Genomic DNA, 25,449 nt, shown 5'->3' with positions numbered 1-25,449 from the left:
TCCAAGCTCAAGCAGTTCCGCCGCGTCGCAACACGCTTCGAGAAGACCGCCCGCAACTACCTCGCCGTCGTCACACTCGCCGCCACCATCCTATGGCTCAGGTAACTGTCCACACGACCTAGGCCGCGCGATTCTGCGGCATCCTCGCTCCGCGCGTGGACGGGAGGCGCGCGGGGCATGCAGCAGGACTGGGGTCGCACGGGCGCGCTGCCGCGCGTCATCACGCCGGATTGCCTGTGGACGGGCGGCTGCATCGCGGCCTCCGTCCCCGGCTTCCTCGCGCATTATTCCTGCTTCCTGCTGAAGGGGTCGCGCGCCTCGATCCTCATCGACACCGGCCACCCGATGCATGCGGGGCAGGTCGAGCGCGACATCACGGCCTTCCTCGGCGACCGGCCGCTCGACTTCATCTTCCCCACGCATGGCGAATTGCCGCATGCGGGGCTGCTGGAACGCTGGCTGCGCAAATGGCCGGATGCGGTCGCGGTGGGCGACATGCGGGACTGGCACCTGTATCTCCCGAATCTCGCGCATCGCTTCCGGCAGGTGGCGCCGGGCGATGCGGTCGACCTGGGCGACCGGGACTTCCAGTTCCTGCCCGCGCTGTGGCGCGACCTGCCGGACAGCCTCTGGGGCTGGGATCCGAAGGGCCGAATCCTGTTCCTCTCCGACGCCTGCGCCTGCTTCCACCCGCACACGCCCGGGCAGAGCGACCACTTCACCAGCGAGATCGCGCCGCCCGACGTGCCGCTGATGCAGGACTTCAATTCCAAGGCGCTGCACTGGCCGCGCTTCACCGACAGCACGGAAAGCTTCGCCGTGATGGACGCGCTGCTGGCGCGCCTCAACCCGCGCCTGCTGTGCAGCGCGCATGGCGCGGTGGTGGACCAGCCCTTCGAACTGATGCCGCTGTTCAAGGCGGGGCTGGCGAAGGCGGCATGAGCCTCGCCGAGATCATCCCCGGCACGCTGTACGGCGCCTCCGGCTGGCTGCGCGCCGATTCGCGGCCGATCTCCTGGATCCCGCCGGGCCTGCCCGGATACCTGCCGGTCACCGCCTATGCGCTGCGCGACGGCGCGGAATGGATGGTGGTGGACACCGGCCTGCCCGTGCACTGGTCGCAGATCGAGGCCGCGCTCGCGCGCACCGTCGAAGGTGCCACGCGCCGGCGCATGGTGAACACGCGGCGGGAACAGGATTGCATGGCGAACCTCGCCGCGCTGGTCCGCCGCTTCGGCATCGCGGAAGTCCCCTATGTCGGCGTGCTGAACCCGGTCGAGATGACCGACGTGCTGGAAGGCGACGAGGCGCATGCGCGCATCGAGGCCATGGCGCCGGTCCGCGCCATCCGCATCGAGGTCGGCCAGGTGCTCGAGGTCGGGCGGCTGCGCCTGGAACCGCTGCGCGTGCAGCTGCGCCTGCTCGCGACCAACTGGTTCTTCGAGCACGCGACGGGCACGCTCTTCACGAGCGAATCCTTCGGTTTCCTCACCCGGGCCACGCCCGACGCGCCGCTCGTCCGCGCGCCCGACGAAGCGCCGATCGAGGCCGCCGGCATCGCGCGCATGCTCTCGGCCAAGTTCGACTGGCTGATAGGGATCGACCCCGCGCCTATCCTCGCCGACCTCGACGCCATCTTCGCTGCGCATCGCGTCGAGCGGATCTGCCCCTGCTACGGCTGCGTCATCGAGGGCGCGGAGGCGGTGGCCGAGGCGCTGGCGCGCATGAAGGACGCGATCGCGCTGCTCGCCGCCCGGCCCAAGCCCGCCTGGACCTTTCCCCTGTTCGCCAAGGAGACCGCCTGAGATGCGCCGCCGCTCGCTGCTCGCCGCGACCCTCGCCATCCCCGCCATTCCCGCGCATGCGCAGCCGCGGCCGATCCGCCTGGTCGTGCCCTTCCCGCCGGGCGGGACGGTGGATCTGCTCGGCCGGCTGGTGGCGCCGGAACTCGAATCGCGCCTCGGCCAGACGGTGGTGGTCGAGAACCGGCCCGGCGCGGGCGGCATGATCGGCTCGGACGCGGTGGCGAAGTCGGCGCCGGACGGGACGGCGCTGGTCATCTCCAACATCGCATCGCACGGCGTGGGCGCGGCGGTGAACCGCGCCATGCCCTACGACCCGCTGCGCGACTTCACGCATATCGGGCTGATCGCCGCGGTGCCGAGCGCGCTCGGCGTCTCCGCCGCCGGGCGCTTCGCCACGCTCGCGCAGTTCCTGGACGCGGCGCGCGCCTCGCCCGGGTCGGTGCGCGTCGGGTCGTCCGGCAACGGCACGACGGGGCACGCCAAGACCGAGATGCTGGCCCGCGCGGCGCACGTCGAGCTGACGCACGTGCCCTATCGCGGCGCCGCGCCGGCGGTGACGGACGTGATCGGCGGGCAGACGGAAGGCGTGATCGCGGCGGTCGCCGATATCGGGCGGAACGAGCGGCTGCGCCTGCTCGCCATCACGAGCGCGGCGCGCGCGACGCGCTGGCCGGACGTGCCGACCTTCAAGGAACTCGGCTTCCCGACGCTGGAGGCGAACAACTGGTTCGGCCTGTCCGGGCCCGCGGGCATGGATGCGGCGGTGGCGCAGCGGATCAACGCGGCCCTCGTCGCCGCGCTGGCCACGCCGGCCATGGAGCAGCGGCTGGTCGACCTCGGCACCGCGCCCAACCGCATGACCCCGCAGGACTACACCGCGCTGGTGGCCACCGAGCTGCCGCGCTGGGCGGCGATCGTGCGGGAGGCGAACATCAGGGCGGACTGACGCGCGCTTCCGCCCGCTGGCGCAGGATGAGGAAGCCCAGCAGGCCGAGCTGCACGACATTCGCCCCGATGCCCACCCACCAGGCGGCGGCGTAGAAGCCGACGGCGTCGTAGATCGCGCCGGCGAGCCAGGCGCCCGCCGCCATGCCTGACAGGCTGACGAACAACAGCGCGGGCACGCGCCAGGCCGCTTCCTCGGCCGGGAAATGCGCGCGCACCGTCATCACGTAGGACGGGATGATGCCGCTGAAGCCCAGGCCATAGGCGGCCGAGACGAAGAACAGCCCGGCCTCGTCCTGCGTCGCGAGGAAGCCCAGCATGCCCGCGATCTGCGCGAGCGAGCCGGCCAGCACCGTGTTCAGCCCGCCGATCCGGTCCGACAGCCAGCCCCAGAACTGCCGCGCGACGAAGGCGGAGAGCAGCAGCACCGAGAGCATCATCGCCCCGCGCGAGGCCGCGATGCCGAGATCCCCGCAGAAGGCGACAAGATGAGCCGCCGGCATCGCCATGGGGATGCAACACAGGAAGGAACAGGCCGCGATCAGCGCCAGCGCCGTGTTGGGCGCCATGCCGAGCACCTTGCCATCCGCCCGCCGCCGCACGACCGGCGCGCCGGCGGGGGCGATCGGCGGCGGGACGATCACCAGCGCCGCGAGCGTCACGATCAGCACCGCCGCGACGGCGCCATAGGCGAGCATCGTTGCCTGCCAGCCGAAGGCGGCGATGGCGCGTTCGAAGGTGAAGGGCCAGACGAAGCCCGCGATGTACTGGCCGGAGGAGACGAGCGCCAACGCCGTGCCGCGCCGCCGGTCGAACCACAGCGACACATAGGCGACCATCGGCGCGAACAGCGCGCCGTTGCCGAAGACGCCGACGCCGAGCCCGATGCCCACCAGGAGCGACCACCCCTGTCCGAGCGAGGCGAGCGCGAGGCCGGCGAGGATTGCGCCGCCGCCCAGCATGGCGACCGCGCGCTGGCCGAAGCGCGCCATCAGCAGCCCGCACATCACGCCGCCGATGCCCGAGCCGAGATAGGCGAGGGAGGAGGCGAGGGAGGGGAGGGAGCGTCCGCCGCCCAGCGTCTCGCTGATCGGCACCAGGCCGACCACGACGGTCAGCGGCGCGCCGGCGGCGAGCGAGAGCATCGTCACCGCGGTGACGGCGATGACCCAGGATTGGCGGGTCTCGACGCTGGCCGTACCCGGCATGCGCGTGGCTTGCCTAGCCCGCCGCCGCGTCGCGTGCCGCGGTCGCCAGCGCGTCGGCGCGTTCGTTCATCGGGTCCCCCGCATGGCCGCGCACCCATTTCCACTCGATGTCGTGCGGCTTGGCCGCGGCGAGCAGGCGCTGCCACAGGTCGAGGTTCTTCACCGGTTCCTTCGCCGCGTTGCGCCAGTTGCTGCGCACCCAGCCATGGATCCAGCGGCTGATGCCGTTGCGGACGTATTCGCTGTCGGTGTGCAGCGCGACCTGACAGGGCTTGCGAAGCGCCTCCAGCGCCATGATCGCGGCGGTGAGCTCCATGCGGTTGTTCGTCGTCTCCGGCTCGCCGCCGGTCAGTTCGCGCTCATGCTCGCCGAAGCGGAGGATGGCCGCCCAGCCGCCGGGGCCGGGGTTCGGCTTGCAGCCGCCATCGGTCCAGATTTCGACGAGGGGGCGCGGGTCGGTCATGGAGACGGGGGGAAGGGAACTTCCCCCCGTGCCCCCCAACCTTTTTTGTCTGTTGGGGACTGACTTCGGCTGTCAGTTCCCAAAGGAAAAAGAAGGGAGGGGGCGCGGGGGAGGTTCTCCTCCCCCGCATCGCAAGTGTCCCTCACAGCGCAAACCCTTCGCCCTGCGAGAAGAACCGCAGCTTCCGAAGGTATTCGAGCGGATCCTTCCGCGTGACGAGCGCCCCATCCGGCGTGTGCGTCCAGTCGTACAGCCGCGTCAGCAGGAAGCGCAGCGCGGCACCCCGGCAGAGCACCGGCAGCGCCGCGCGTTCCGCCGCCGTCATCGGCCGCACCTGCTCATACGCGTTCAGCAGCGCGCGCGCCTTGGTCACGTTGAAGGCGTAGTCGGGCTCGAAGCACCAGGCGTTGAGGCAGACCGCCACGTCGTAGGCGTAGAGGTCCGTGCAGGCGAAGTAGAAGTCGATCAGACCCGACACGCCTGGCTTCCCCGCCGCATCGGGCAGGAAGAAGACGTTGTCGGGGAACAGGTCGGCGTGGATCTGCCCGCGCGGCAGCGCACCCGGCGCCGGCCAGGCGGCGAGGATGCCCTCGAGCGCCGCGTCGAGTTCCGCGACGAGCCCCGCCTGCACCTCGTCCCCGCGCGCGCGGCAGCCATCCAGCAGCGGCGCCCAGCCGGCGGGGCCGAGCGCGTTCGGCCGCTCGATCGAAAAGCCTTCGCCCGCGCGGTGCATGGTGGCGAGCGCGCGGCCGAGCGGCGCGCAATGCTCGGGCCGCACGCGGCGCGGCCAGACGCCCGGCAGGAAGGTGACGATCGCGGCCGGGCGTCCGGCCAGGCTGCGCAGCGCCGCTCCGTCCCGCCCATGCACCGGCGTGGGGCAGGCGAGGCCATGGGCGGCGAGATGTTCCATCAGCCCGAGGAAATAGGGCAGCTCCGCCGGATCGACGCGCTTCTCATACAGCGTGAGGATGAAGTCGCCCGCCGCGGTCTTCAGCGCGTAGTTGGAATTCTCCACGCCCTCGGCGATGCCGCGGAAGGCGAGCAGCTCGCCCAAGGGGTAGTCGGCGAGGAAGGCGCGCAGCGCCTCGTCCGAGACTTCCGTGTAGACCGCCATCAGGCGACGGCGCGCATGCGGGGCACGCGGAAGATGATGTCCTCCACCGCGACGACCACTTCCTCGGTGGTCACGTCGAAGCGTTCGCGCAGCCGCTCGACCACTTCCTGCACCAGCAGTTCGGGGGCGGAGGCGCCCGCCGTTATACCCACCGTCGCGCAGCCATCGGCCAGAGCGGGGTCGAGTTCCGCGCCGCGCTGGACCATGACGGCGCGCGGCGCGCCGGACCGCTCGGCCACTTCGCGCAGCCGGACGGAGTTCGACGAATTGGGGGCGCCCACCACGATGACGAGCTCGCTGCGCGCCGCCACCGCCTTGACCGCCGCCTGACGGTTGGTGGTGGCGTAGCAGATGTCCTCCTTCGCCGGGCCCTCGATCTCGGGGAAGCGGTCGCGGAGGATGGCGACGATCTCGGCCGTGTCGTCGACCGACAGCGTGGTCTGGGTGGTGTAGGCCAGCGCCGCGCCGGCCGGCGGCACCAGCGTGCGCGCGGCCTCGGCATCCTCGACCAGCGTCATCGCGCCCTCGGGCAACTGGCCCATCGTGCCGACCACCTCGGGGTGGCCCGCATGGCCGATCAGCAGGAGGTGGCGGCCCCTGGCGTGGTGGCGTTCGGCCTCGCGATGCACCTTGCTCACCAGCGGGCAGGTGGCGTCGAGGAAGTACATCTCCCGCCGCGCCGCCTCGGAGGGGACGGATTTCGGCACGCCATGGGCGGAAAAGACGACGGGCTGGCCGTCGTCCGGGATCTCGTCCAGTTCCTCGACGAAGACGGCGCCCTGGCGCTCGAGCCCTTCGACGACGAAACGATTGTGGACGATCTCGTGCCGGACATAGACGGGCGCGCCGTGGCGTGCGAGCGCCTGCTCGACGATCTTGATGGCGCGGTCGACGCCGGCGCAGAAGCCGCGCGGGCCGGCGAGCAGGACGTGGAGGCGGGGCTTCTCGGCGGTCATGGTCTCGCTCGGGGCGCGGGTTGGCCCTGTCCGGGGCGGGCCGCACACTATAGATGGGGCGGCGCGGGTCAAAGGGGGCCGGGAGACTGATGATGCGGGCGATTGCGGCGATCGGATGGGCGGGGGCGCTGGCCCTGGCGGGATGTGGCGGCGGCACGACGGCGTCCAACAGCCCGCCCGCGCCCTGCCCGCGCATCTCCATCCTGGCGGATGGGTCGGACCTGACGCGCTTCCGCCCCGGCGCGGGGCAGGACCTGGCGGCGATGACGGCCGATGCCCGGCTGATCGGCTTCAGCGCCCGCTGCGACTACACGCGCCGGCGCGAGGGCGTCGCGGTGACGCTGAGCGCGGTCTTCGACGTGGAGCGCGGCCCGGCCGCGACGGGGGCCGTGGCGGACCTGCCCTTCTTCGTCGCGGTGACGGATGCCGAGGACACGCAGGTGATCGACCGGCGGGAATTCGTCGCCCGCGTGACCTTCAGCAGCAACGTGAACCGCCAGCGGGTGCAGAGCGCCTCCGTGACGCTGAACTTCCCGGCCGAGGAACGCCTGGTCGAGAACCACAATGTCCGCCTGTCCTTCCAGCTGACGCCGGAGGAACTGGCGCTGAACCGCCGCCGCGGGCCGCGCTGAACGGCGGTTCATGGCGCGCTTCGGCCTGTTCGTCGCGCATCCCGAGGTCGTCATCGATCCGGCCGTGCCGGTGCCGCGCTGGCATCTGAGCGAGGCGGGCGTGGCGCGCATGCGTCGCCTCGCCGCCGACCCTTCCCTGGATGGCCTCGCCGCGGTCTGGGCGAGCGACGAGACCAAGGCGATCGAATCGGCCGGGCTGCTCGCCGCCAGGTTCGGATTGCCGGTCCGGGTCCATCCTGGCCTTGCGGAGATGGACCGTTCGAGCACCGGCTACCTGCCGCGCGCGGAATTCGAGCGCCACGCCGACGCCTTCTTCGCCCGGCCCGCGGAAAGCGTCGCGGGGTGGGAGAAGGCGGTGGACGCGCAGGCGCGGATCCTCGCCACCGCGCGCGACATCCTGGACGGGCACGCGGCGGGCGGGATCGCGCTGGTCGGGCATGGCGGCACGGGCACGCTGCTGATGCAGGCGCTGGCCGGCCGGCCGATCTCCCGCGCGGATGACGTGCCGGCGGCGGGCTGCACCTGGCGCTTCGCCTTCGACCCGCTGCGTGTCACGGAACTGTGGCGGGCGATTCCCTAGTCACGCGCGTTGCGCGCGGCCGCCCGATCTGCCAGACAGGCGCACCCCGTAGATACCGCGCGGGAGAGAGGGGCGCATGCCCCCGCCGAAGGCGCAACCGGCCCCCGGAAACGCTCAGGCAGAAGGGCCGCGCGGAGAAGGGGCCTCTGGAAAGCCCGCGGCCGCAAGGCTTCGGCACCGACGGAGTAAGGCACGGTCAACACCGGCGCCGAATCTCTCAGGTCATCGGACAGAGGGGGGCCACGGACTGAAACCCCGATCGCCGCACCGCGGCGGGAGGCCCCGTGGCCGATTCGAACGAACCGCTCCTCGAAACGCCGCTCGCGGCGCTGCATCGCGACCTTGGCGGGCGCATGGTGCCCTTCGCGGGCTATGCCATGCCCGTGCAGTACCCGGCCGGGATCATGGCCGAGCACCTGCATTGCCGCGCCGCCGCCGCGCTGTTCGACGTCTCCCACATGGGCCAGGCGGAACTGGTGGGCGAAGGGGCTGCCGCGGCGCTGGAACGCGCCACGCCGGCCGATGTGCAGGGACTGAAGCCCGGCCGCCAGCGCTACGGGCTGCTGACGACCGAGGATGGCGGCATCCTCGACGACTTCATGGTCGCGAACCTGGGCGACCGGCTGTTCCTGGTGGTGAACGCCAGCCGCAAGCACCTCGACCTGCCGCGCATCGAATCGCTGCTGCCGGCGGGCGTCACGCTGCGCCCGCTGCCCGACCGCGCGCTGGTCGCGCTGCAGGGGCCGGGCGCGGTCGCGGCCATCGCCACGCTGGCCCCCGGCATCGCGGACCTGTCCTTCATGGGCGTCGGGTCCTTCGAGATCGCGGGCGCGCCGGTGCTCGTCTCCCGCTCCGGCTACACGGGGGAGGACGGGGTCGAGGTCTCGGTGCCGGCCGAGAAGGCCGAAGCCTTCGCGAAGGCGCTGCTGGCGCTGCCCGGCGTGCAGCCGGCGGGGCTCGGGGCGCGCGATTCGCTGCGGCTCGAAGCCGGGCTGTGCCTGTACGGCAACGACATCGACGAGACGACGAGCGCGGTCGAGGCCGCGCTGACCTGGACCATCGGCAAGCGCCGCCGCACCGAGTGGAACTTCCCCGGCGCCGAGCGCGTGCGGGACGAACTGGCGAACGGCACGAAGCGGCTGCGCGTCGGCATCCGCCCCGAAGGCCGCCAGCCCGCGCGCGGGCATACGCCGATCCATGCGCCGGGCGGCGGCGCGCCGATCGGGGAGATCACCTCGGGCGGCTTCGGTCCCTCGCTGAATGGCCCCATGGCCATGGGCTATGTCGCGCGCGAGCACGCCGCCGACGGCACGGCCCTCGACCTGATGGTGCGCGGCAAGGCGATCCCCGCCCGCGTCGCGCCGATGCCCTTCGTTCCCCACCGCTACGCCCGCTGAGGAGCCTTCCCATGTCCGAGACGAAGTTCACCAAAGACCATGAATGGGTGCGGCTCGAAGGCGGCATCGCCACGGTCGGCATCACCGACCATGCGCAGAACGCCCTGGGCGACGTCGTGTTCGTCGACCTGCCGGAGCCCGGCCGCGTCGTCGCGGCGGGGGAAGCCTGCGCGGTGGTGGAAAGCGTGAAGGCGGCATCCGACGTGTATGCCCCGATCGCGGGCAAGATCGTCGAGGTGAACGGCGCGCTCGCGGACAATCCCGGCGCGATCAACGCCGCGCCGACGACGGATGGCTGGTTCTTCCGCATCGAGCCCGCCAACGCGGCCGAGGTCGCCGCGCTCATGGACGAGGCCGCCTACGCCGCCTTCGTGGACACGCTGGCATGAGCGCGCTGGAGGAAATCCGCGCGCTGGAGGCGGTGGACGCCTTCGCGCCGCGCCACATCGCGCCCTCCGAGGCCGAGATCGCCGAGATGCTGCGCGTGGTGGGCGCGGCGAGCCTCGAGGATCTCAGCGCGAAGACGGTGCCGGCCGCGATCCGCGGCATGGACCTTTCCGCCCTGCCGCCGGCGGCGACGGAGCAGGAGGTGCTGGCGGAACTGCGCGGCCTTGCCGCGCGCAACCGCGCCGACATCAAGTCGCTGATCGGGCTCGGCTACCACGGCACGCACACGCCGCCGGTCATCCTGCGCAACGTGCTCGAGAATCCGGGCTGGTACACGGCCTATACGCCCTACCAGGCGGAGATCGCGCAGGGGCGGCTGGAAGCGCTGGTGAACTTCCAGACGATGGTCTGCGACCTGGCCGGCCTGCCGGTGGCCAATGCCTCGCTGCTGGACGAAGGCACCGCGGTGGCCGAGGCGATGCACCTGGCGCATGCCGCGACGCGGGAGAAGTCGCACCTGCTGATCGCCGCCGACGACCTGCACCCGCAATCGAAGGCGGTGCTGGCGACGCGCGCCGCGCCGCTCGGCATCGAGGTGCGCTTCGTGGCGGTGGCCGAGATCGTCGCCGCCCTGACCGCGGCGAAGCCCTTCGCCCTGGTGCTGCAATATCCCGGCACCACGGGGCAGGTGCGCGACCTGACGGCCGAGATCGCGGCGGTGCAGGCGGGCGGGGGGCTCGCCATCGTCGCGGCCGATCCGCTCAGCCTGTGTTTGCTGAAGCCGCCGGGGGAGATGGGGGCCGACGTGGTCGTGGGCTCGACCCAGCGCTTCGGCGTGCCGATGGGCTATGGCGGTCCGCATGCCGCCTACATGGCGGTGAAGGACGCGCATAAGCGGCTGATGCCGGGGCGGCTCGTCGGCGTGTCCGTCGACGCGGCCGGCGCGCCGGCGATGCGGCTCGCGCTGCAGACGCGCGAACAGCACATCCGCCGCGAGAAGGCGACGTCGAACATCTGCACCGCGCAGGTGCTGCTCGCCGTCATGGCCGGCATGTACGCGGTGTGGCACGGGCCCGAAGGGCTGCGCCGCATCGCCCGCCGCGTCCACCTGATGGCGCGCGCGGTGGCCGGCGCGGCCCGCGCGGCCGGCTTCGCCGTGCGCCACGACGCCTTCTTCGACACCGTCGCGGTCGAGGCTGGCGCGAAGGCCGATGCGCTGCTGGCCGCGGCGCTGAAGCGCGGCTTCAACCTCGCCCGCCATGGCGGCGGCGTGGTCGGCATCGCGCTGGATGAGACGGTGACGCGCGAGGACCTCGCGGCACTCGCCGCCGCGCTGGCGGAAGCGGGCGGCGCGGCCGCGACGCTCGATGCCGTGCATGGCGGCATACCCGCCGCGCTCGCGCGGACCAGCGCCTTCTGCACGGCCGCCGTCTTCACCGCGCACCATTCCGAGCACGGGATGCTGCGCTACCTGAAGTCGCTCGAGGACAAGGACGTCGCGCTGAACCGGAGCATGATCCCGCTCGGATCCTGCACCATGAAGCTGAACGCGACTGCGGAGATGATCCCCGTCACGCTGCCGGGCTTCGGCGCCATCCATCCCTTCGCGCCGGTGGACCAGGCGCAGGGGTACCGCGTGATGATCGACCGGCTGGCCGACTGGCTGTGCCGCATCACCGGCTTCGCCGCCGTCTCGCTGCAGCCCAATGCGGGCAGCCAGGGGGAATATGCCGGGCTGCTCGCGATCCGCGGCTGGCACCTGTCGCGCGGCGATACGCATCGCGACATCTGCCTGATTCCGTCCAGCGCGCATGGCACCAACCCGGCCTCGGCGGTGATGGCGGGGATGAAGGTCGTCGTCGTCGGCTGCGACCGCGACGGCAATGTCGACGTGGACGACCTGAAGGCGAAGGCGGAGCAGCACGCGGCGAACCTCGCCGCGCTGATGGTCACCTACCCGTCCACGCATGGCGTGTTCGAGGCCTCGATCCGCGAGATCTGCGCCCTGATCCACGAGAAGGGCGGCAAGGTCTACATGGATGGCGCCAACATGAACGCGCAGGTGGGGCTGACCAGCCCCGCCAGCATCGGCGCGGATGTGTGCCACCTGAACCTGCACAAGACCTTCTGCATCCCGCATGGCGGCGGCGGGCCGGGCGTTGGGCCAATCGGCGTCACGGCCGACCTCGCGCCCTTCCTGCCGGGTCATCCGCTGGTCGATTGCGGCGGGGCGAAGGACATCGTGGTCAGCGCCGCGCCCTGGGGCTCGGCCTCGATCCTGCCGATCTCCTACGCCTATATCCGCATGATGGGCGCCGAGGGGCTGACGCGCGCGACGCAGGTCGCGATCCTGTCGGCGAACTACCTGGCCAAGCGGCTGGAAGCGCATTTCCCGGTGCTCTATCGCGGCATGAACGGCATGGTCGCGCATGAATGCATCCTCGATTGCCGCGGCTTCCAGCAGGGCGGCGGCGTGCTTGTGGAAGACATCGCCAAGCGCCTGCAGGACTACGGCTTCCACGCGCCGACCATGTCCTGGCCGGTCGCCGGCACGCTGATGGTCGAACCGACCGAGAGCGAGCCGAAGTCCGAACTCGACCGCTTCGTCGACGCCATGGTCTCCATTCGCGCGGAAATCCGGGCCGTGGAGCAGGGCCGCATGGACAAGGCCGACAACCCGCTGAAGAACGCGCCGCACACCGCGGCCGAGATCGCCGCGGATGCCTGGACGCACCCCTATACGCGGGAGGAAGCGGCCTTCCCGCTGCCCTTCGTCAAGGCGCGGAAGTACTGGCCGCCGGTCAAGCGCGTCGACAACGTCTATGGCGACCGCAACCTGGTCTGCTCCTGCGCGCCGCTCGAAGCCTACGCCCAGCAGCAGCAGATCGCGGCCGAATGACGCAGCTCAGGCCCTGGCGCGTGACCGGCAGCCGCATCGTGCTGGCCGATCGCTGGATCCGCGTCAGGGCCGATACCTGCATCGCCCCTTCGGGCGACGTGGTCGATCCCTTCTACGTGCTGGAATACGCCGACTGGGTGCATGTGGTCGCGCTCACCGACGATGACCGGCTGGTGATGAACCGCCAGTACCGCCACGGCGCCGGGGAGATTCACCTGGAACTCCCGGGTGGCGTGATGGACGCGGAGGATGCCGACCCGGTCGCCGCCGGCCGGCGCGAATTCCTTGAGGAGACCGGCCACGGCGCGCGCGAATTCCGACAGGTGGCCAGCCTGCGCCCCAACCCGGCGACGCACACCAACCGGGTGCACACGGTGCTCGCGCTGGGGGCCACGCCCATCGGCGTGCAGTCCTTCGACAATGGGGAGGAGATCGCGGTCGAGCTCATCCCCGTGCCGGAGGTGCTGCGCGTGATCCGGGAAGGGGAGGTGCAGCAATCGACGCATGTCGCCTCCCTGCTGCTGGCGCTGGCCGCCGCGGGGCGCATCGCCTTCTGAGGCCCCCGCGCGATCCTCGTTGCCTGCGGCCATCGCCGCGCGCAGCATCGGCGCCATGACCCGCTTCGTCTTCCCCGCCGCCGAGGCCGCGGCCGCGCCGAACGAGCCCGGCCGCGCCTCCGCCCGCATCTTCGCTCATGGCAGCTTCGAGGCGCGCTGGTACGCCCCGAAGGGGACCGACACCCAGGCACCGCACACGCGCGACGAGGCCTATGTCGTCGTCAGCGGGCGCGGCACCTTCTTCTGCGCCGGCGCGCGCGCGCCCTTCGGGCCGGGCGACATGCTCTGGGTCCCGGCCGGCGCCGAGCACCGCTTCGAGGACTTCACACCCGACCTCGCCGTCTGGGTGGTGTTCTACGGTCCGGAGGGCGGCGAGGGCTGAGCCCCGCGACGCATTGCGCGGTCCTGCACCGGCGGCCATGCTCGCCCCCCGGGCCCGCGCCCGCATGGGAGGAACATACAGGCATGGATCGTCGCTTCTTCGTCGCCGGGGGCGCCGCCGCGGCGACCCTGTCCGCCCCCGCCCTCGCGCAGACCGCGGCGCGCATCCGCTGGCGCTGCCCCGGCAGCTTCCCGAAATCCCTCGACACGCTCTACGGCACGCAGGAATTCATCTGCCGCCGGGTCGGCGAGATCACCGACGGCGCCTTCCAGATCACGCCCTTCGCGCCCGGCGAGGTGGTGCCCGCGCTGCAGGTGATGGACGCGGTCGGCCAGGGCTCGGTCGAGATCGGCTACACCGCGCCCTACTACTACAACGGCAAGGACCCCGCGCTCGCCTTCGGCTCGGTGCTGCCCTTCGGGCTGAACGCGCGCCAGCAATACGCCTGGTGGCACAATGGCGGCGGGGCGGAGCTGATGGCGCCGGTCTTCCGCGACCAGGGCGTGCACGCGATCATGGCCGGCAACACCGGCGCGCAGATGGGCGGCTGGTTCCGCCGCGAGATCCGCAGCGTCGAGGACCTGCGCGGCCTGAAGTTCCGCATCGCCGGCTATGCGGGCGACGTGCTGCAGAAGCTCGGGGCGGTCGCGCAGCAATTGCCAGGACCGGACATCTACCCCGCGCTCGAGCGCAACGTCATCGACGGCGCCGAATGGGTCGGGCCCTATGACGACGAGAAGCTCGGCTTCCATCGCGTCGCGCAGTTCTACTACTACCCGGGCTGGTGGGAGCCGAGCGCCTCCCTGACCATGATGGTGAACCAGCGCGCCTGGGAAGGGCTGACGCCGCAGTTCAAGGCGGCGCTGGAAGCGGCCTGCCACGAGGGCTACGTCTTCATGACCGGCCGCTACGACGCGCTGAACCCGCCGGCGATCCGCCGCCTGATCGCGGCGGGCACGCAGCTGCGGCCCTTCCCGCGCGACGTGATCCAGGCCTGCTACCGCGCCTCCCAGGAACTGTTCGGCGAGCTCGGCGCGCGCAACGCCCGCTTCAAGGCGATCCACGAGCAATGGGACCGCTTCCGCCAGGATCAGCAGACCTGGTTCCGCATCGTGGAGGACAGCTTCGCCAACTCCATGGCCGGGCTGCAGCAGCGCTGAGCGGCTTCGACCCGGCGGCGGCGGTCGCCTTCGCCTGGGACGGGCCGCCGCCCGGCAGCGGCGCGGCGGCCCGCACGCGGCTCATGCTGGCCGACAGCCTGGGCTGCATGATTGCGGGGCTCGGCCATGCGCGGGTGCGGGGCTTCGGCGCCGCGCTCGCCTCGGCCATGCCCGGCGCGATCCGCCTGCCCGGCATCGCGCCTGGGCTGTCGCGCGCGGGTGCGGCCGCTGTGCTCGCTTCGGCCATGTGCTGGGACGAGGCGAATGAGGGCCTGGCCCGCGCGCATGGACGCCCCGGCCTTGCCGTCGCGCCGCTCGTCATCGCCGCGCTGGCGAAAGGCGCGGTGACGCTCGCGCAGGCGCGCGCGGCATTGGCGCTCGGCTACGAGGTCGGCGCGCGGGCGGGCGAGGCCTGGCGCATCCGGCCCGGGATGCATGTGGACGGGTCCTGGCACGCGCTCGGCGCCGCGGCCGCCGCCGCGCGGCTCGCGGGCGGGGACCCGGACGCGGCGGCGCGGGCGGTGCGCCTCGTCGCCTGCCAGCTGCCCTTCGCGCTCTACGCGCCGATCGCGGCGGGGATGGATGGGCGCAACACCTACCCGGCGCATGCGGTGCTGCTCGGCACCCTCGCGGCCGCCTCGGCGATGGCCGGGATGGACGCGCCGGAGGATGGCTTCGCCGAGGCGCGCGCGCTCGCCCTCGGCCTCGACGCGCCTGCCCGCGTGGCGGAGTGCGACCGCTTCCTGATCGAGGAAGCCTACCTCAAGCCCTTCGCCGGCGTGCGCCACGCGCATTACGCCGCCGCCGCCGCGCTGGCGCTGCGCGATGCCGTGGGCGACATCGCGCAAATCCGCGCGCTGACGCTCGCGACCTATGGAGAAGCACTTCGCTACGCCGCCAACCGCGCGCCGGCGCAGGCGATCTCGGCGCAGTTCAGCCTGTCCTGGGCCATCGCGGCGGCACTCGTGCAGGGCGACCTCGGTCCCGCCGCCTATACCGATAGCGCGCTCGCCGATCCGCTGCTGCGCCGGCTGGAAGCGGCCGTGACGCTGGTGGAGGATGTCGCGCTGACGCAGGCGGGCCGGCGCGGGGCGACGCTGACGGCGCATCTGGCCGATGGCCGCGCCATCGCAGCCGAGGCGATGCGCGTGCCCGGCGATGCGGAACTGCCGCTGGAGGAAGAGGCGGTGCGGGCGAAGTTCCTGCGCTACGCCGGCCCGGTGGTGGGCGATGCCGCCGCGCGCGGCGCGCTGGCGGCCGCGCTGGATGGCGCCGACGCGCCGCTGCTGCCCCCCGCCACCTGACGGGTTTCGGCCACGCGCGGTAACGCGTCTAGACTGCCTGCCCTGACGAAGGAGGCCCGCCATGCCGCACATCACCCGCCGCGCCGCGCTCGCCCTCGGCGCCGCGGCGCTTGCCGCGCCCGCCCGCGCGCAGGGCTTCCCGACGCGGCCCATGCGCATCCTCGTGCCCTTCGCCGCGGGCGGCACCACCGACATCCTCGCGCGCGCGATCGGCGAACGCCTGTCGGCGGCGCTCGGCCAGCCGGTCGTGATCGACAATCGCGGCGGCGCCGGCGGCACCGTGGCCGGGGAGGCCTTCGCCCGCGCCGAGCCCGACGGGCACACGCTGCTCGTCGCGACCGCCTCGCTCATCTGCATCAACAAGGCGCTCTACGCGCGCCTGCCCTTCGACCCGGATGCGGATTTCCTGCCGGTGGCGATGCTGGCGCAGCAGCCCAACGTGCTGGTGGTGAATCCGCGCGCGCTGCCGATGGCGACGCTGCCCGAACTCATCGCGCATATCCGGGCCAATCCGGGGCGGGTGAACTACGCATCGTCCGGCACCGGCTCGCAGCTGCACCTGACGGGGGAGATGTTCCGCGCCGCGATCGGCGTGGAGATGACGCACATCCCCTATCGCGGCAGCGCGCCGGCCATGACGGACCTGGTCGCGGGCAACGTGCCGATGATGTTCGACGGGCTCGGCACGGCGCTGCCGCAGATCCGCGGCGGGGCGGTGCGCTGCCTCGGCGTGGCGTCGGAGCGCGAGAACGCGGCGCTGCCGGGGGTGCCGACCATTGCCTCCGCCCTGCCGGGCTTCCTTTCGGTGAACTGGACGGGGCTGTTCGCGCTGCGCGGCACGCCGGAACCGGTGATCGCGCGCATCGATGCCGAGACGCGCCGCGCGCTGGCCGGGCCGGAGATGGCGACGCTGTTCCGCGAGCGCGCCTTCGACCCGATGCCGATCGCGCGTGCGGAGCTGCCGGCCTTCGTGGCAGCCGAAAGCGCGCGGTGGCGGGAGGCGGTGCGCGCTTCGGGGGCGCGGGCGGAGTGAAGGTCGGGGGAGGGGAACCTCCCCCGAGCCCCCTCCCTTCCTTGTCGGATTGGCACCCGATGGGCGGAGGCCGGGCGTTTCGTCGGGCAGCCCGGCGGGGTCGCCCCGGATGATGGGTTCCGAGGGCCTTTCGGCCCTCGGCGGGGGTCGAGGGGGCGGCGCCCCCTCGCCTTACTGTCCGACGCGGACGAAGCGCAGCGGGAAGAAGTTGTCCGCCAGCTGCTGCAGCGTGATGTTCTGCCGCGCCGCCCAGATCACGACCTGCTGGTGCAGCGGGATGTGGCCGACTTCCTCGGCGTGCAGGCGCATCGCCTCGTCCATCAGCGCCTGGCGCCGCGCGCGGTCGGTTTCCACCGCGATCTGGTCGACCAGCGTGTCGAAGCGCGGATTGGAATAGCCGCCGGAGTTGAACACGCCGCGCGTGCCGTCCCGCGTGCCCATCAGGTTGAACAGCGCGTTGTGCGCGTCGTAGGTCGTGGGCGTCCAGCCGAGCATGAAGAAGGAGGTGTTGTAGCGCGGCGCCAGGATCTCGGCGAAGTAGCGCGCGCGGGTCTGCGCGTTCAGCTGCACGCGGATGCCGATGCGCGCGAGCATCGCGACGGTCGCGGTGCAGATCGCCTCGTCGTTCACGTAGCGGTCGTTCGGGCAGTCCATGCCCACCTGGAAGCCGTTCGGGTAGCCCGCTTCCGCCAGCAGCCGCCGCGCCTGTTCGACGTTGGGGCGCGAGCGCACCGCCGTGTCGAGCGCCTCGGTGTGCCCGTTCACGCCGGGGCCGACCATCAGCCCGGTGGCGCGCGCCTGGCCGCGCATGACGGTGCGGACGATGGCGTCGTTGTCGATGGCCAGCTGCATGGCGCGGCGCACGCGCACGTCGCGGAAGGGGTTGCGCCCGCGCACGTCGGACTTGAGCAGCTCCTCGCGGCTCTGGTCCATGCCGAGGTAGATGGTGCGCAGTTCCGCCTGCTGGTGGACGCGGATGCCCGCGGTGCGCGACAGCCGGTCGGTATCCTGAGGCGGCACGGTATAGACCATGTCCACCTCGTTGCTGATCAGCGCGGCCACGCGCGTCGCGTCATTGGCGATGACGTTGAACTCGACGCGCGTCAGGTTGTGTTCCGGCCGGTCCCACCAGTTCGGGTTCGGCGCCAGCACGGTGCGGCGGTCCGGCTCGCGGGACACCAGCAGGAAGGGCCCGGTGCCCATCGCGTTGCGGGTGGCGAAGTTCTCCGCGCGCTGCGTCAGGTCGGCGGTGCGCTGCGCGTTGTTCCGTTCCGCCCAGCCGCGCGACATGATGCCCCAGCTGGTGATCTCCTCGAGGAAGATCGGGTTCGGGCGGTGCGTCTCGAACTCCACGACGGAGGGGGAGACGACGCGCACCTCCTTCACCGAGGCGAAGACGGCGGTGATGTTGGACCCCTGGCCGCGCGCGCGTTCGTAGGAGAACAGCACGTCGTCGGCGGTCAGCGGCGTGCCGTCGCTGAACTTCACCCCTTCGCGCAGGTGGAAGCGCCAGACGGTGGGGGAGGCCTGTTCCCAGCGCGCCGCGAGGGCCGGTTCCACCTGCAGCTGCCGGTTCCGCCGCACCAGCGGCTCGTAGATGTTGGCGTTGAAGGACAGCAGGAAGGTCTCGTTCCGCGCGTAGGGATCCATCGAGTTGACGTCGCCGTCATTGGCCCAGCGGAAGGTGTTCGCCTCGGCGGCGAGCGCCGTGCCGGCGAGCAGCGCGGCGGCGAGGAGGAACTGGCGCGGCATGATTGGCTCCCGGAGAAGGTGGTCCGCCTAATCCTTAGCCGGGGAGTCGGAAAAGAAAAGAGGCGCCATCCCGAAGGACGGCGCCCCTGTCATGCATAACCTGGCGCGGGATATCAGGCCGCGCGCAGCGCCTTGGGCAGGTCGGTCACGCTCCGGTCCACCAGCGCGGCATCCGCGGCGGCGTCGAAGGTCTCGGAGATGACGGCGCGGGCGGCGGCGCCCGCGATGTCGGCGGCGGCGTTGCGCACCTCGGCGACCGCGGAAGCCTCGGCCGAGGCGATGCGGTCGAGCGCCATGCGTTCGCGGCGCTTCGCGGCGGCCTCGGCCTCGGCGGCGGCGGCGATGGCCACGCGCTCGGCCTCGGCGCGCGCGCTGGCCAGCAGCTGCTCGGCCTCGGCGGCCGCGGCGGCGCGCTCGGCCTCGGCGGCGGCGAGCATCTTCTCGGCCTCGGCGCGCAGGTGCGACGCCTCGTCCAGCTGGCGGCGGATGGCGTCGGCCCGGCCGTCGAGCGCGCCGCCCAGCGCCGTGAAGATCTTCTTCCCCAGGAAGACGAAGAAGAGGACGAAGGAGACGGCGACCCAGAACTTCGGATCCGACATCAGGCCCTCCCGCTCGCTGCAAGAACGCGGCCGACGGCCGCTTCGACCTTCGCGCGGTCGGCCGCGCCGGTCAGGCGGGAGACAAGCGCCTCCGCCGTGTCGGTCGCGACGCCGCGGATGGCGCCCATGGCCGAGGCGCGGGCGGCGTCGATGCGCGCCTCCGCTTCGGCGATCTGGGCGGTGATGCGGGCATTCACCTCGGCGGCCTTGGCGTCGCTCGCGGCCTGGGCCTGGTGCAGCGCGGTCGCGACCGCGGCGCGGGCTTCGGCGCGGGCCTGCTCGCTGGCGGCGCGGTGCGCGGCCATGGCGATGTCCGCTTCCAGCTTCGCGGCCTGCGCGGCCTCGAGGTCGGCGGTGATGCGGCGGTGGCGTTCCTCGATCACGGCGCCGACGCGCGGCAGCGCGATCTTGGCCATGAGGAACACGAGCGCCGCGAAGATGATGAGCTGCCAGACCATCTGGCCGACCAGCAGGCGGCCCTGGGTCGGATGGCCGAAGGCCAGCTGCGGCATGCCGTCGACCGGCACGGCCGAGCTGCTCGCCGCGAAGGCCATGGCAGGCAGGGTGGCGGTCGCGGCCGCCAGAACGAACACTCGGCGCATCGCCGCTCTCTCCTCAGCCCGGATGCCCGGGCGGAAGTGCCCGGGCAGGCCCACGCGCCCCGCCTCGCCCGGATGGGCGGGCGGGGCGGCGGATCAGGCGAACAGGATGAGGAAGGCGATGAGCAGCGCGAAGAGCGCGACCGCTTCCGTGAGCGCGAAGCCCAGGATGCCGATCGGGAAGACCACGTCACGGGCCGCCGGGTTGCGCGCCACGCTGTTGATCAGCGAGGAGAAGATGTTGCCGATGCCGAGACCCACGCCAAACAGCGCGATGACGGCGATACCAGCCCCGAGGGCCTTCGCGGCGGCGACTTCCATGATGATCGTCCTTCTTTACATGGAGGTTCTGAACGTACGCGTGCGCAGATGCACCCCGTTCACATGGCGGGTCAGTGCAGGTGCACCGCGTCGTGCAGGTAGATGCTGGTCAGGATCGCGAACACGTAGGCCTGCAGGAAGGCCACGAGGAACTCGAACCCGACGAGCGCGACGTTGACCGCGAGCGGCATGGCGGCCACGAAGGGGCCGACCGCGCCGAGGCCGCCCAGCAGCACGACGAAGGTGGCGAACACCTTCAGCATGACGTGGCCGGCGACCATGTTCGCGAAAAGACGGACCGAGAGGCTCACCATGCGGGAGAGGTAGGAGATGATCTCGACCGGGATGATGATCGGCGCCAGCCAGACCGGCGCGCCTTCGGGGAAGAAGTAGGAGAAGAAGTGCATGCCGTGGCGCTGGATCGCGATCACGGTCACCGCCACCCACACCACGATCGCGAGCGTCAGCGTCACGACGATGTGGGAGGTGTAGGTGAAGGCGTAGGGCAGCATGCCGAGCAGGTTGCCGAACAGCACGAACATGAAGACCGAGAAGACGAAGGGGAAGTACTTCTTGCCCTCGTCGCCCACCTGGTCGCGCACCATGCCGGCGATGAAGCCATAGGCGCTTTCGCCCAGCGCCTGCAGGCGGCCGGGGACCAGCGCGCCGCGGTCGGCGGTCGTCTTCATCAGGTACCAGGTGAGCGCCACCGCGATCACCATGAACAGGTTCGACTGGCTGAACGACACCGCGTCGCCGAAGATGCCGAGCACCGGCGACAGTTCGAACTGGCTGAGAGCGTCGATCGTCTTGCCTTCAACGGCCACCGGCTGGTCTCCCGTTCGTCCTGCCGCGCGCGATGCGCGCCTTCGTCACTTCACACCCGGGCGCGAACGGGGATTGAACAGGCGATAGACGTTCAGCACCCCGGCCACGCTGCCCAGGACGAAGAACACCAGGAAAAGCCAAGGCCAGGTGCCGAGCCACCGGTCCAGCAGGAAGCCGAGACCGATGCCGACGACCAGGGCCGAGACCACCTCGACCCCCGCGCGCAGGCCGATTCCCCATGGACCCTGCGGCAGCTGACCGTGCCCGTCGGGGCGCCGATCCAGGCCCTCACGGGCCCTGGCCTGCCGCAATCGATCCTCGAAACCGTCGCGTTCGTCCACCTTCGCTCCCTGGCGGAACCCCGCCGGAAGGCAGGCGGCGCTTTACGGGGGGGGCTTGTCGCTGTCAAGCGGATGCGGCGGCGCAGCATGGCGCCACGCGGCCTATTCCGCGGCGAAGACGGCGGCGAGGGGTTCGCCCGCGGCACCCCGCGCGGCGGCGAGGCCGTGCGAGCGCGCGAGCGCGGACAGCGCCTCGGGCGCCATCGGCCGGCCGAGCAGGTAGCCCTGCCCCTCGTCGCAGCCGATCTCCCGCAGCCGGGCGAGCTGGACGGGGTTCTCCACCCCCTCGGCCACCAGCTTGGCGCCGAGCCCGTGCGCGATGCGCGTGATCGCGTCCACGATCCGTTCCGTCCGCGTGCTGGTGCCGAGTCCGGCCACGAAGGACCGGTCCAGCTTGATCACGTCGAAGGGCAGCTGCTGGAGGTAGCCCAGCGAGGCGTAGCCCGTGCCGAAATCGTCGAGCGCGAGCCGCACGCCGAGCCCGCGCAGCGCCTCGAGCGTCGAGGCCGCGGCGCCGGGGTCGCGGATGAAGACGTCCTCGGTCACCTCGATCTCGAGCCGCTCGGGCACGCCGTTCTCGGCCTCCAGCGCGTCGCGCACCAGCTCGACCGCCTGGCCCGAGACGATGTGCCGGGCCGACAGGTTGACCGCGACCGCGATGTCGATGTCCTGCGCCCGCCAGGCCGCCTGCTGGCGCAGCGCGGCATGCAGCGTGTGGCGCGCGAGCGGGACGGACAGGCCCGCGCGCTCGGCGGCGGGGATGAAGACGCCGGGCGGGACCGCGCCGCGCAGCCGGTGGTCCCAGCGCAGCAGCGCCTCGCAGCCCGCAAAGCCGAGGTCCGAGACGCGGAACTTCGGCTGGTAGGCGAAGTGGAAGGCGCCTTCGGCCAGAGCCTTCTGGACATCCTGCTCGAGCCGCCGCTGCTCCCCCAGGGCGGCGTCCATCGCCGCCGAGAAGGTCCGCACCTGGCGCCGCCCGGCCGCCTTGGCCGCGTGCAGCGCGATGTCGGCGCGCTGGAGCAGGCGCGGCCCGTCCGCTTCCGCCGTGCCGCCGAGCGCGATGCCCACGCTCGCGCCCGCCTTCACGAGCGATCCCTCGATCGCATAGGGCGAGGAGAGGGCGCGCACGATCCGCGCGGCGACGGCTTCCGCATCCTCGACGCCGCGCACATTGGGCTGCACCACGGCGAATTCGTCCCCGCCGAGCCGCGCCAGCACGTCCTCCGGCCGCAGGCAGCCGCGCATGCGGCTCGTCGCCGTCAGCAGCAGCGCGTCGCCCGCGGCGTGACCGAGGCTGTCGTTCACGTCCTTGAAGTCGTCGATGTCGATCAGGTGCAGCGCGACCTTGCCGCCGGCGGAGATCGCGTGGTTCAGCCGCTGCGTGAACAGCAACCGGTTGGCCAGGCCGGTCAGCGAATCATGCTCGGCGATGTAGCGGATCTGCTCCTCCGCCGCCTTGCGCTCGGTGATGTCGAGCGAGATGCGTGCGACCGCCGTCACCGCGCCATCCGTGTCCTGCACCGGCGCGGTGCTGGTCAGCAGGGTGCGCGCATTGCCGTCCGGCCCGACCACCTCCGCCTCGCGGAAGGGCACCTCGCCGCCGGCGGCCAGCGCGGCGGCAAGGTCGGCCTCGTCCGCCGGCGAGCCCGTCGCCTCGGCCACGCAGCGGCCGAGCAGCGCTTGCTCCGTCGTGCGGTGGAATTCGGCGAAATTGGCATTGGCCAGGACGAAGCGCCCTTCCCGGTCATGCGCCGAGACCATCAGCGGCAGCGAATCGACGACGACACGCAGCAGCCTCTCCGACCGCCCTGCGCGCGCGCGCGCTTCCTCCGCCTCGAGCAGCGTCGCCTGGGCGCGGCGCCAGAGCCAGAACAGCACCGTGCATAGCAACGAGGCGCTGACGATCAGCCCGAGCGCGCTCGCCGCGAAGGTCGTCTGCAGCCGCGACAGGCCGAGCGTCGCCGCCTCGGAGGCGATCTGCCGGTCCTGGTGCAGCGCGCGGTTGGCGAAGTTGAGCCGCGAGACGAGGTCGGCCAGCACGAGTTCGGCCCGCGCCAGCGCCCCGTTGTCGCGCGCGATCACGCCCGGCAGGTCGGTCTCGAGCGCGGTGAGCTGGGAGAAGAATTCGGGCAGGGAGGCTCGCACCGCGTCGAGCGCGGGGTAGCTGCGCCGTTCCCCGTCGCCGCCCTGCAGCGCGAGGATGCGGCTCCAGAGGATCTCGAAGCGCTGGGGGATGGCGGCGGCCGCGCCCGGCACGCCGGCCGCGTGGCGATGGACGTCGGTGCGCAGCCGCGCCGCTTCCAGCAGCGCCTGGCCGGCTTCCCAGAAGCCGATCCGGTGTCCGGTCGCCTCCAGCCGCACGTGATTGGCGAGTTGCCGTCCCGAGACCGCGAGCGAGGCGACGAAGACCAGCGCGGCCAGCAGGAAGGCCAGCAGCGGGATGGTCGAGCGCGACCATCCGCCCTTCCCGGCAAGGCCGGGGATCGTCACGTGATGTCGATCCGACGGATCTGCCAGATCGCGCGCTGGCGCGTCACCGCGTTCTCGAGCTGCGGCCGCGCCGACCAGGGGAAGACGATCCAGAGCGGGCCGCGCGTGCGCACCGGCATGGGCGCGCCGGCGATCCGCGTCGCGAGGAAGCCGCCATCGGCCACCACCTCGGCGACCGGCATGCTGACCATGTAGTCGTTGAGCGCCGTCGCCCGCAGCGTGCCGCCGCGCGCGTCGAGCACCGTCAGCAGCCGTTCCACCGTGACCCCGGCGAAATGCTGCGGCCCCGTCGTCCAGGGCGTGTGGGTGACGAGGCTCGTCGCCCCCAGCGCCTCGATCTCGGCGAGGCTGAGGCTGCGCGGGGACGGCGGGGCGATCTCTCCGGCCAGTTCCAGCACTGGCCCGCTTTCCGTCGCCAGCGCCGCCGCGGGGAAGGCGGCGGCCGCGATCAGGGCGCGACGGGCGATCGACATGGCGGGGACCTCCTCCATCCGGATGATCCCCGATACCCCCGGTTGGGTAACGGAAGCGTTTATCCGCGCAAGACCCGCGGATCTCCTGGAAAGGATCCGGACGCATGGCCCGCGATGGGGGCGCGGACGGCCCGCGCCCGGCCGGCGGAACCGCGCGGCGCGCCCGCCCGATCGGCGCCGGCGTGGCACCCGACCCTGCTCGACCGGCGTCCGCGCCGCGGACTCAATCGCCTCCTGCGCCGGAGACCCGGCCGGACGCCGCCAGCCGGTCGAAGATCGCCTTAGGCGACCGGCCCTTCCGCCATCTGCACCGCCTGGCCGAGATCGACGCTGAGCAGCCGCGACACGCCGCGTTCCTGCATCGTCACGCCATACAGCCGGTGCATCCGCGCCATGGTCAGCGGATGGTGCGTCACCACCAGGAAGCGCGTGCCGCTCTCGGCCGCCATCGCGTCCAGCAGGTCGCACAGGCGTTCCACGTTGGCGTCGTCCAGCGGCGCGTCCACCTCGTCCAGCACGCAGACCGGCGCGGGGTGGCAGCGGAACACCGCGAAGATGAGGGACAGCGCCGTCAGCGCCTGCTCCCCGCCCGACAGCAGCGACAGCGTCGCGAGCTTCTTGCCCGGCGGCTCGGCATAGATCTCGAGCCCCGCCTCCAGCGGATCGTCGCTGCCGACCAGGGCGAGATGCGCCCGCCCGCCGCCGAACAGCCGGTTGAACAGGCCGCGGAACTCGGCATCGACGCGGTCGAAGACCTCGCGCAGCCGCTCCCGCCCCTCGCGGTTCAGGTGGCCGATCGAACCGCGCAGCTTGGCGATGGCCGCCTGCACCTCGTCCCGGTCGGTGGTGATGGTGCGGATGCGCTCCTCGATCTCGGCGACCTCGATCTCGGCGCGGAGATTGACCGGGCCCATCTCCTCCCGCTCGCGGGCGAGGCGCTCGACCTTGCGCCGTGCCTTCTCCTCCGCCGCGTCGGAGAGTTCCTCCGGCGGCTCGGGCAGTTCGGCATCCTCGCCGAGCCGTTCGGCGATGCGGGCGGCAACCGCTTCCTCGGCCGTGCCGGCGGCCTCGGCGGCGGCCTCGGCCCGCACCTGGCCCTCGCGCGCGCTGGCGAAGGCGGCATCCGCGGCGCGCCGCGCCTCGGCGGAGTCGCGCAGCCTCGCCTCGGCGGCGGCCAGCGCGGCGGCGGCGGCGGCGTGCGCGGCCTCGACCTCGGCCAGCAGC

The 25,449-nt window shown here is 72.2% G+C and carries 26 protein-coding genes, 1 pseudogene and 2 riboswitches; of the genes and pseudogenes, 14 read left to right on the top strand and 13 right to left on the bottom strand.

Features of this window, described 5'->3' with window-relative positions; all coding sequences use genetic code 11:
• The 4 genes and pseudogenes from J5Y09_RS23190 to J5Y09_RS23175 all read left to right on the top strand — a co-directional run.
• Nucleotides 1-105 (top strand): annotated as a pseudogene (locus tag J5Y09_RS23190) (IS5/IS1182 family transposase); the annotation flags it as partial.
• A 72-nt stretch (nucleotides 106-177) separates the two neighbouring features.
• Entirely contained in the window at nucleotides 178-942 is a 765-nt protein-coding gene (locus J5Y09_RS23185; RefSeq protein ID WP_209354234.1) for an MBL fold metallo-hydrolase, read from the top strand.
• Nucleotides 939-1,805, top strand: a complete 867-nt coding sequence (locus tag J5Y09_RS23180; protein ID WP_209354233.1) for an MBL fold metallo-hydrolase — start codon at nucleotides 939-941, stop codon at nucleotides 1,803-1,805. Before J5Y09_RS23185 ends, J5Y09_RS23180 begins: the two co-directional genes overlap by 4 nt.
• A gap of 1 nt (nucleotide 1,806) precedes the next feature.
• Nucleotides 1,807-2,751, top strand: a complete 945-nt coding sequence (locus J5Y09_RS23175) for a Bug family tripartite tricarboxylate transporter substrate binding protein (RefSeq protein WP_209354232.1) — start codon at nucleotides 1,807-1,809, stop codon at nucleotides 2,749-2,751.
• Here the strand turns inward: J5Y09_RS23175 and J5Y09_RS23170 are convergent.
• The 4 genes from J5Y09_RS23170 to ispH form a co-directional block, all read right to left on the bottom strand.
• On the bottom strand, nucleotides 2,738-3,958 hold the full coding sequence (locus tag J5Y09_RS23170; protein ID WP_209354231.1) for an MFS transporter: 1,221 nt from the start codon (nucleotides 3,956-3,958) through the stop codon (nucleotides 2,738-2,740). The two genes, J5Y09_RS23175 and J5Y09_RS23170, sit on opposite strands and share 14 nt — an antisense overlap.
• Nucleotides 3,959-3,971: 13 nt before the next feature.
• Nucleotides 3,972-4,421: a ribonuclease HI gene (rnhA, locus tag J5Y09_RS23165; protein WP_209354230.1), complete on the bottom strand. Its 450-nt coding sequence runs from the start codon at nucleotides 4,419-4,421 to the stop codon at nucleotides 3,972-3,974.
• A gap of 142 nt (nucleotides 4,422-4,563) precedes the next feature.
• Nucleotides 4,564-5,535, bottom strand: a complete 972-nt coding sequence (locus tag J5Y09_RS23160) for a homoserine kinase (protein WP_209354229.1) — start codon at nucleotides 5,533-5,535, stop codon at nucleotides 4,564-4,566.
• Nucleotides 5,535-6,491 carry a 4-hydroxy-3-methylbut-2-enyl diphosphate reductase gene (gene ispH, locus J5Y09_RS23155; protein WP_209354228.1) on the bottom strand — a complete coding sequence of 319 codons (957 nt, stop codon included), beginning with the start codon at nucleotides 6,489-6,491 and terminating at the stop codon, nucleotides 5,535-5,537. The genes J5Y09_RS23160 and ispH overlap by 1 nt, the downstream gene beginning before the upstream one ends.
• A gap of 89 nt (nucleotides 6,492-6,580) precedes the next feature.
• On the opposite strand from ispH, the gene J5Y09_RS23150 reads away from it, so the two are divergent.
• From J5Y09_RS23150 to J5Y09_RS23105, 10 genes are all read left to right on the top strand, one after another.
• Nucleotides 6,581-7,123, top strand: coding sequence for a hypothetical protein (locus tag J5Y09_RS23150; protein WP_209354227.1), 543 nt, complete (start codon nucleotides 6,581-6,583; stop codon nucleotides 7,121-7,123).
• Nucleotides 7,124-7,133: 10 nt separating this feature from the next.
• A complete protein-coding gene (locus J5Y09_RS23145) occupies nucleotides 7,134-7,703 on the top strand; it encodes a histidine phosphatase family protein (protein WP_209354226.1) in 570 nt (189 codons plus the stop codon).
• A 50-nt stretch (nucleotides 7,704-7,753) separates the two neighbouring features.
• Nucleotides 7,754-7,843, top strand: a riboswitch (glycine riboswitch).
• Between the two features lie 3 nt (nucleotides 7,844-7,846).
• Nucleotides 7,847-7,939, top strand: a riboswitch (glycine riboswitch).
• 48 nt (nucleotides 7,940-7,987) lie between these two features.
• Nucleotides 7,988-9,100 carry a glycine cleavage system aminomethyltransferase GcvT gene (gene gcvT, locus J5Y09_RS23140; RefSeq protein WP_209354225.1) on the top strand — a complete coding sequence of 371 codons (1,113 nt, stop codon included), beginning with the start codon at nucleotides 7,988-7,990 and terminating at the stop codon, nucleotides 9,098-9,100.
• A gap of 11 nt (nucleotides 9,101-9,111) precedes the next feature.
• The gene (gcvH, locus tag J5Y09_RS23135) at nucleotides 9,112-9,489 is read left to right on the top strand and encodes a glycine cleavage system protein GcvH (RefSeq protein WP_209354224.1); all 378 of its coding nucleotides are present in this window, start codon (nucleotides 9,112-9,114) and stop codon (nucleotides 9,487-9,489) included.
• Nucleotides 9,486-12,386 (top strand): aminomethyl-transferring glycine dehydrogenase, encoded by a 2,901-nt coding sequence (gene gcvP / locus J5Y09_RS23130; protein ID WP_209354223.1) that lies wholly within the window; start codon nucleotides 9,486-9,488, stop codon nucleotides 12,384-12,386. Before gcvH ends, gcvP begins: the two co-directional genes overlap by 4 nt.
• Nucleotides 12,383-12,943, top strand: a complete 561-nt coding sequence (locus J5Y09_RS23125) for an NUDIX hydrolase (protein ID WP_209354222.1) — start codon at nucleotides 12,383-12,385, stop codon at nucleotides 12,941-12,943. The genes gcvP and J5Y09_RS23125 overlap by 4 nt, the downstream gene beginning before the upstream one ends.
• 55 nt (nucleotides 12,944-12,998) lie before the next feature.
• Complete coding sequence (locus J5Y09_RS23120) at nucleotides 12,999-13,325, top strand: cupin domain-containing protein (protein WP_209354221.1); 327 nt, start codon at nucleotides 12,999-13,001, stop codon at nucleotides 13,323-13,325.
• 83 nt (nucleotides 13,326-13,408) lie between these two features.
• The gene (locus J5Y09_RS23115) at nucleotides 13,409-14,485 is read left to right on the top strand and encodes a TRAP transporter substrate-binding protein (protein ID WP_209354220.1); all 1,077 of its coding nucleotides are present in this window, start codon (nucleotides 13,409-13,411) and stop codon (nucleotides 14,483-14,485) included.
• Complete coding sequence (locus J5Y09_RS23110) at nucleotides 14,395-15,789, top strand: MmgE/PrpD family protein (RefSeq protein WP_280846273.1); 1,395 nt, start codon at nucleotides 14,395-14,397, stop codon at nucleotides 15,787-15,789. The genes J5Y09_RS23115 and J5Y09_RS23110 overlap by 91 nt, the downstream gene beginning before the upstream one ends.
• A gap of 61 nt (nucleotides 15,790-15,850) precedes the next feature.
• Nucleotides 15,851-16,822, top strand: coding sequence for a Bug family tripartite tricarboxylate transporter substrate binding protein (locus tag J5Y09_RS23105; RefSeq protein ID WP_245217356.1), 972 nt, complete (start codon nucleotides 15,851-15,853; stop codon nucleotides 16,820-16,822).
• A 171-nt stretch (nucleotides 16,823-16,993) separates the two neighbouring features.
• Here J5Y09_RS23105 and J5Y09_RS23100 read toward each other — a convergent pair whose 3' ends face one another.
• The 9 genes from J5Y09_RS23100 to J5Y09_RS23060 form a co-directional block, all read right to left on the bottom strand.
• Nucleotides 16,994-18,574, bottom strand: coding sequence for an ABC transporter substrate-binding protein (locus tag J5Y09_RS23100; RefSeq protein WP_209354218.1), 1,581 nt, complete (start codon nucleotides 18,572-18,574; stop codon nucleotides 16,994-16,996).
• 113 nt (nucleotides 18,575-18,687) lie between these two features.
• Nucleotides 18,688-19,173, bottom strand: a complete 486-nt coding sequence (locus tag J5Y09_RS23095; protein ID WP_408904084.1) for a F0F1 ATP synthase subunit B family protein — start codon at nucleotides 19,171-19,173, stop codon at nucleotides 18,688-18,690.
• Nucleotides 19,173-19,775: a F0F1 ATP synthase subunit B family protein gene (locus tag J5Y09_RS23090; protein ID WP_209354217.1), complete on the bottom strand. Its 603-nt coding sequence runs from the start codon at nucleotides 19,773-19,775 to the stop codon at nucleotides 19,173-19,175. Before J5Y09_RS23090 ends, J5Y09_RS23095 begins: the two co-directional genes overlap by 1 nt.
• 93 nt (nucleotides 19,776-19,868) lie before the next feature.
• A complete protein-coding gene (locus J5Y09_RS23085; protein ID WP_198372814.1) occupies nucleotides 19,869-20,093 on the bottom strand; it encodes an ATP synthase subunit C family protein in 225 nt (74 codons plus the stop codon).
• A 71-nt stretch (nucleotides 20,094-20,164) separates the two neighbouring features.
• Nucleotides 20,165-20,920 (bottom strand): F0F1 ATP synthase subunit A, encoded by a 756-nt coding sequence (locus J5Y09_RS23080; protein WP_209354216.1) that lies wholly within the window; start codon nucleotides 20,918-20,920, stop codon nucleotides 20,165-20,167.
• Nucleotides 20,921-20,965: 45 nt separating this feature from the next.
• On the bottom strand, nucleotides 20,966-21,262 hold the full coding sequence (locus J5Y09_RS23075) for an AtpZ/AtpI family protein (protein ID WP_198377743.1): 297 nt from the start codon (nucleotides 21,260-21,262) through the stop codon (nucleotides 20,966-20,968).
• A gap of 102 nt (nucleotides 21,263-21,364) precedes the next feature.
• A complete protein-coding gene (locus tag J5Y09_RS23070) occupies nucleotides 21,365-23,752 on the bottom strand; it encodes a putative bifunctional diguanylate cyclase/phosphodiesterase (RefSeq protein WP_209354215.1) in 2,388 nt (795 codons plus the stop codon).
• The gene (locus J5Y09_RS23065; protein ID WP_209354214.1) at nucleotides 23,749-24,225 is read right to left on the bottom strand and encodes a putative pterin-binding protein; all 477 of its coding nucleotides are present in this window, start codon (nucleotides 24,223-24,225) and stop codon (nucleotides 23,749-23,751) included. The genes J5Y09_RS23070 and J5Y09_RS23065 overlap by 4 nt, the downstream gene beginning before the upstream one ends.
• A gap of 281 nt (nucleotides 24,226-24,506) precedes the next feature.
• Nucleotides 24,507-25,449: AAA family ATPase (locus J5Y09_RS23060; RefSeq protein ID WP_209354213.1), on the bottom strand; the 943-nt coding region annotated here is incomplete at its 5' end.

It is taken from the genome of Roseomonas nitratireducens, from assembly GCF_017813355.1.
Classification (GTDB): Bacteria; Pseudomonadota; Alphaproteobacteria; order Acetobacterales; family Acetobacteraceae; genus Neoroseomonas; species Neoroseomonas nitratireducens.
This window is presented reverse-complemented; position numbering and strand designations above follow the sequence as displayed.

Coding starts and splice junctions, on each gene's coding strand:
- J5Y09_RS23065 (WP_209354214.1), bottom strand. CDS start 24,225: ATGTCGATCGCCCGTCGCGCCCTGATCGCGGCCGCCGCCTTCCCCGCG.
- ispH (WP_209354228.1), bottom strand. CDS start 6,491: ATGACCGCCGAGAAGCCCCGCCTCCACGTCCTGCTCGCCGGCCCGCGC.
- J5Y09_RS23175 (WP_209354232.1), top strand. CDS start 1,807: ATGCGCCGCCGCTCGCTGCTCGCCGCGACCCTCGCCATCCCCGCCATT.
- J5Y09_RS23085 (WP_198372814.1), bottom strand. CDS start 20,093: ATGGAAGTCGCCGCCGCGAAGGCCCTCGGGGCTGGTATCGCCGTCATC.
- gcvP (WP_209354223.1), top strand. CDS start 9,486: ATGAGCGCGCTGGAGGAAATCCGCGCGCTGGAGGCGGTGGACGCCTTC.
- J5Y09_RS23180 (WP_209354233.1), top strand. CDS start 939: ATGAGCCTCGCCGAGATCATCCCCGGCACGCTGTACGGCGCCTCCGGC.
- J5Y09_RS23145 (WP_209354226.1), top strand. CDS start 7,134: ATGGCGCGCTTCGGCCTGTTCGTCGCGCATCCCGAGGTCGTCATCGAT.
- J5Y09_RS23095 (WP_408904084.1), bottom strand. CDS start 19,173: ATGTCGGATCCGAAGTTCTGGGTCGCCGTCTCCTTCGTCCTCTTCTTC.
- J5Y09_RS23125 (WP_209354222.1), top strand. CDS start 12,383: ATGACGCAGCTCAGGCCCTGGCGCGTGACCGGCAGCCGCATCGTGCTG.
- J5Y09_RS23150 (WP_209354227.1), top strand. CDS start 6,581: ATGATGCGGGCGATTGCGGCGATCGGATGGGCGGGGGCGCTGGCCCTG.
- J5Y09_RS23100 (WP_209354218.1), bottom strand. CDS start 18,574: ATGCCGCGCCAGTTCCTCCTCGCCGCCGCGCTGCTCGCCGGCACGGCG.
- J5Y09_RS23160 (WP_209354229.1), bottom strand. CDS start 5,535: ATGGCGGTCTACACGGAAGTCTCGGACGAGGCGCTGCGCGCCTTCCTC.
- rnhA (WP_209354230.1), bottom strand. CDS start 4,421: ATGACCGACCCGCGCCCCCTCGTCGAAATCTGGACCGATGGCGGCTGC.
- J5Y09_RS23105 (WP_245217356.1), top strand. CDS start 15,851: ATGCCGCACATCACCCGCCGCGCCGCGCTCGCCCTCGGCGCCGCGGCG.
- J5Y09_RS23170 (WP_209354231.1), bottom strand. CDS start 3,958: ATGCCGGGTACGGCCAGCGTCGAGACCCGCCAATCCTGGGTCATCGCC.
- J5Y09_RS23115 (WP_209354220.1), top strand. CDS start 13,409: ATGGATCGTCGCTTCTTCGTCGCCGGGGGCGCCGCCGCGGCGACCCTG.
- J5Y09_RS23185 (WP_209354234.1), top strand. CDS start 178: ATGCAGCAGGACTGGGGTCGCACGGGCGCGCTGCCGCGCGTCATCACG.
- gcvH (WP_209354224.1), top strand. CDS start 9,112: ATGTCCGAGACGAAGTTCACCAAAGACCATGAATGGGTGCGGCTCGAA.
- J5Y09_RS23110 (WP_280846273.1), top strand. CDS start 14,395: ATGGGACCGCTTCCGCCAGGATCAGCAGACCTGGTTCCGCATCGTGGA.
- J5Y09_RS23090 (WP_209354217.1), bottom strand. CDS start 19,775: ATGCGCCGAGTGTTCGTTCTGGCGGCCGCGACCGCCACCCTGCCTGCC.
- J5Y09_RS23120 (WP_209354221.1), top strand. CDS start 12,999: ATGACCCGCTTCGTCTTCCCCGCCGCCGAGGCCGCGGCCGCGCCGAAC.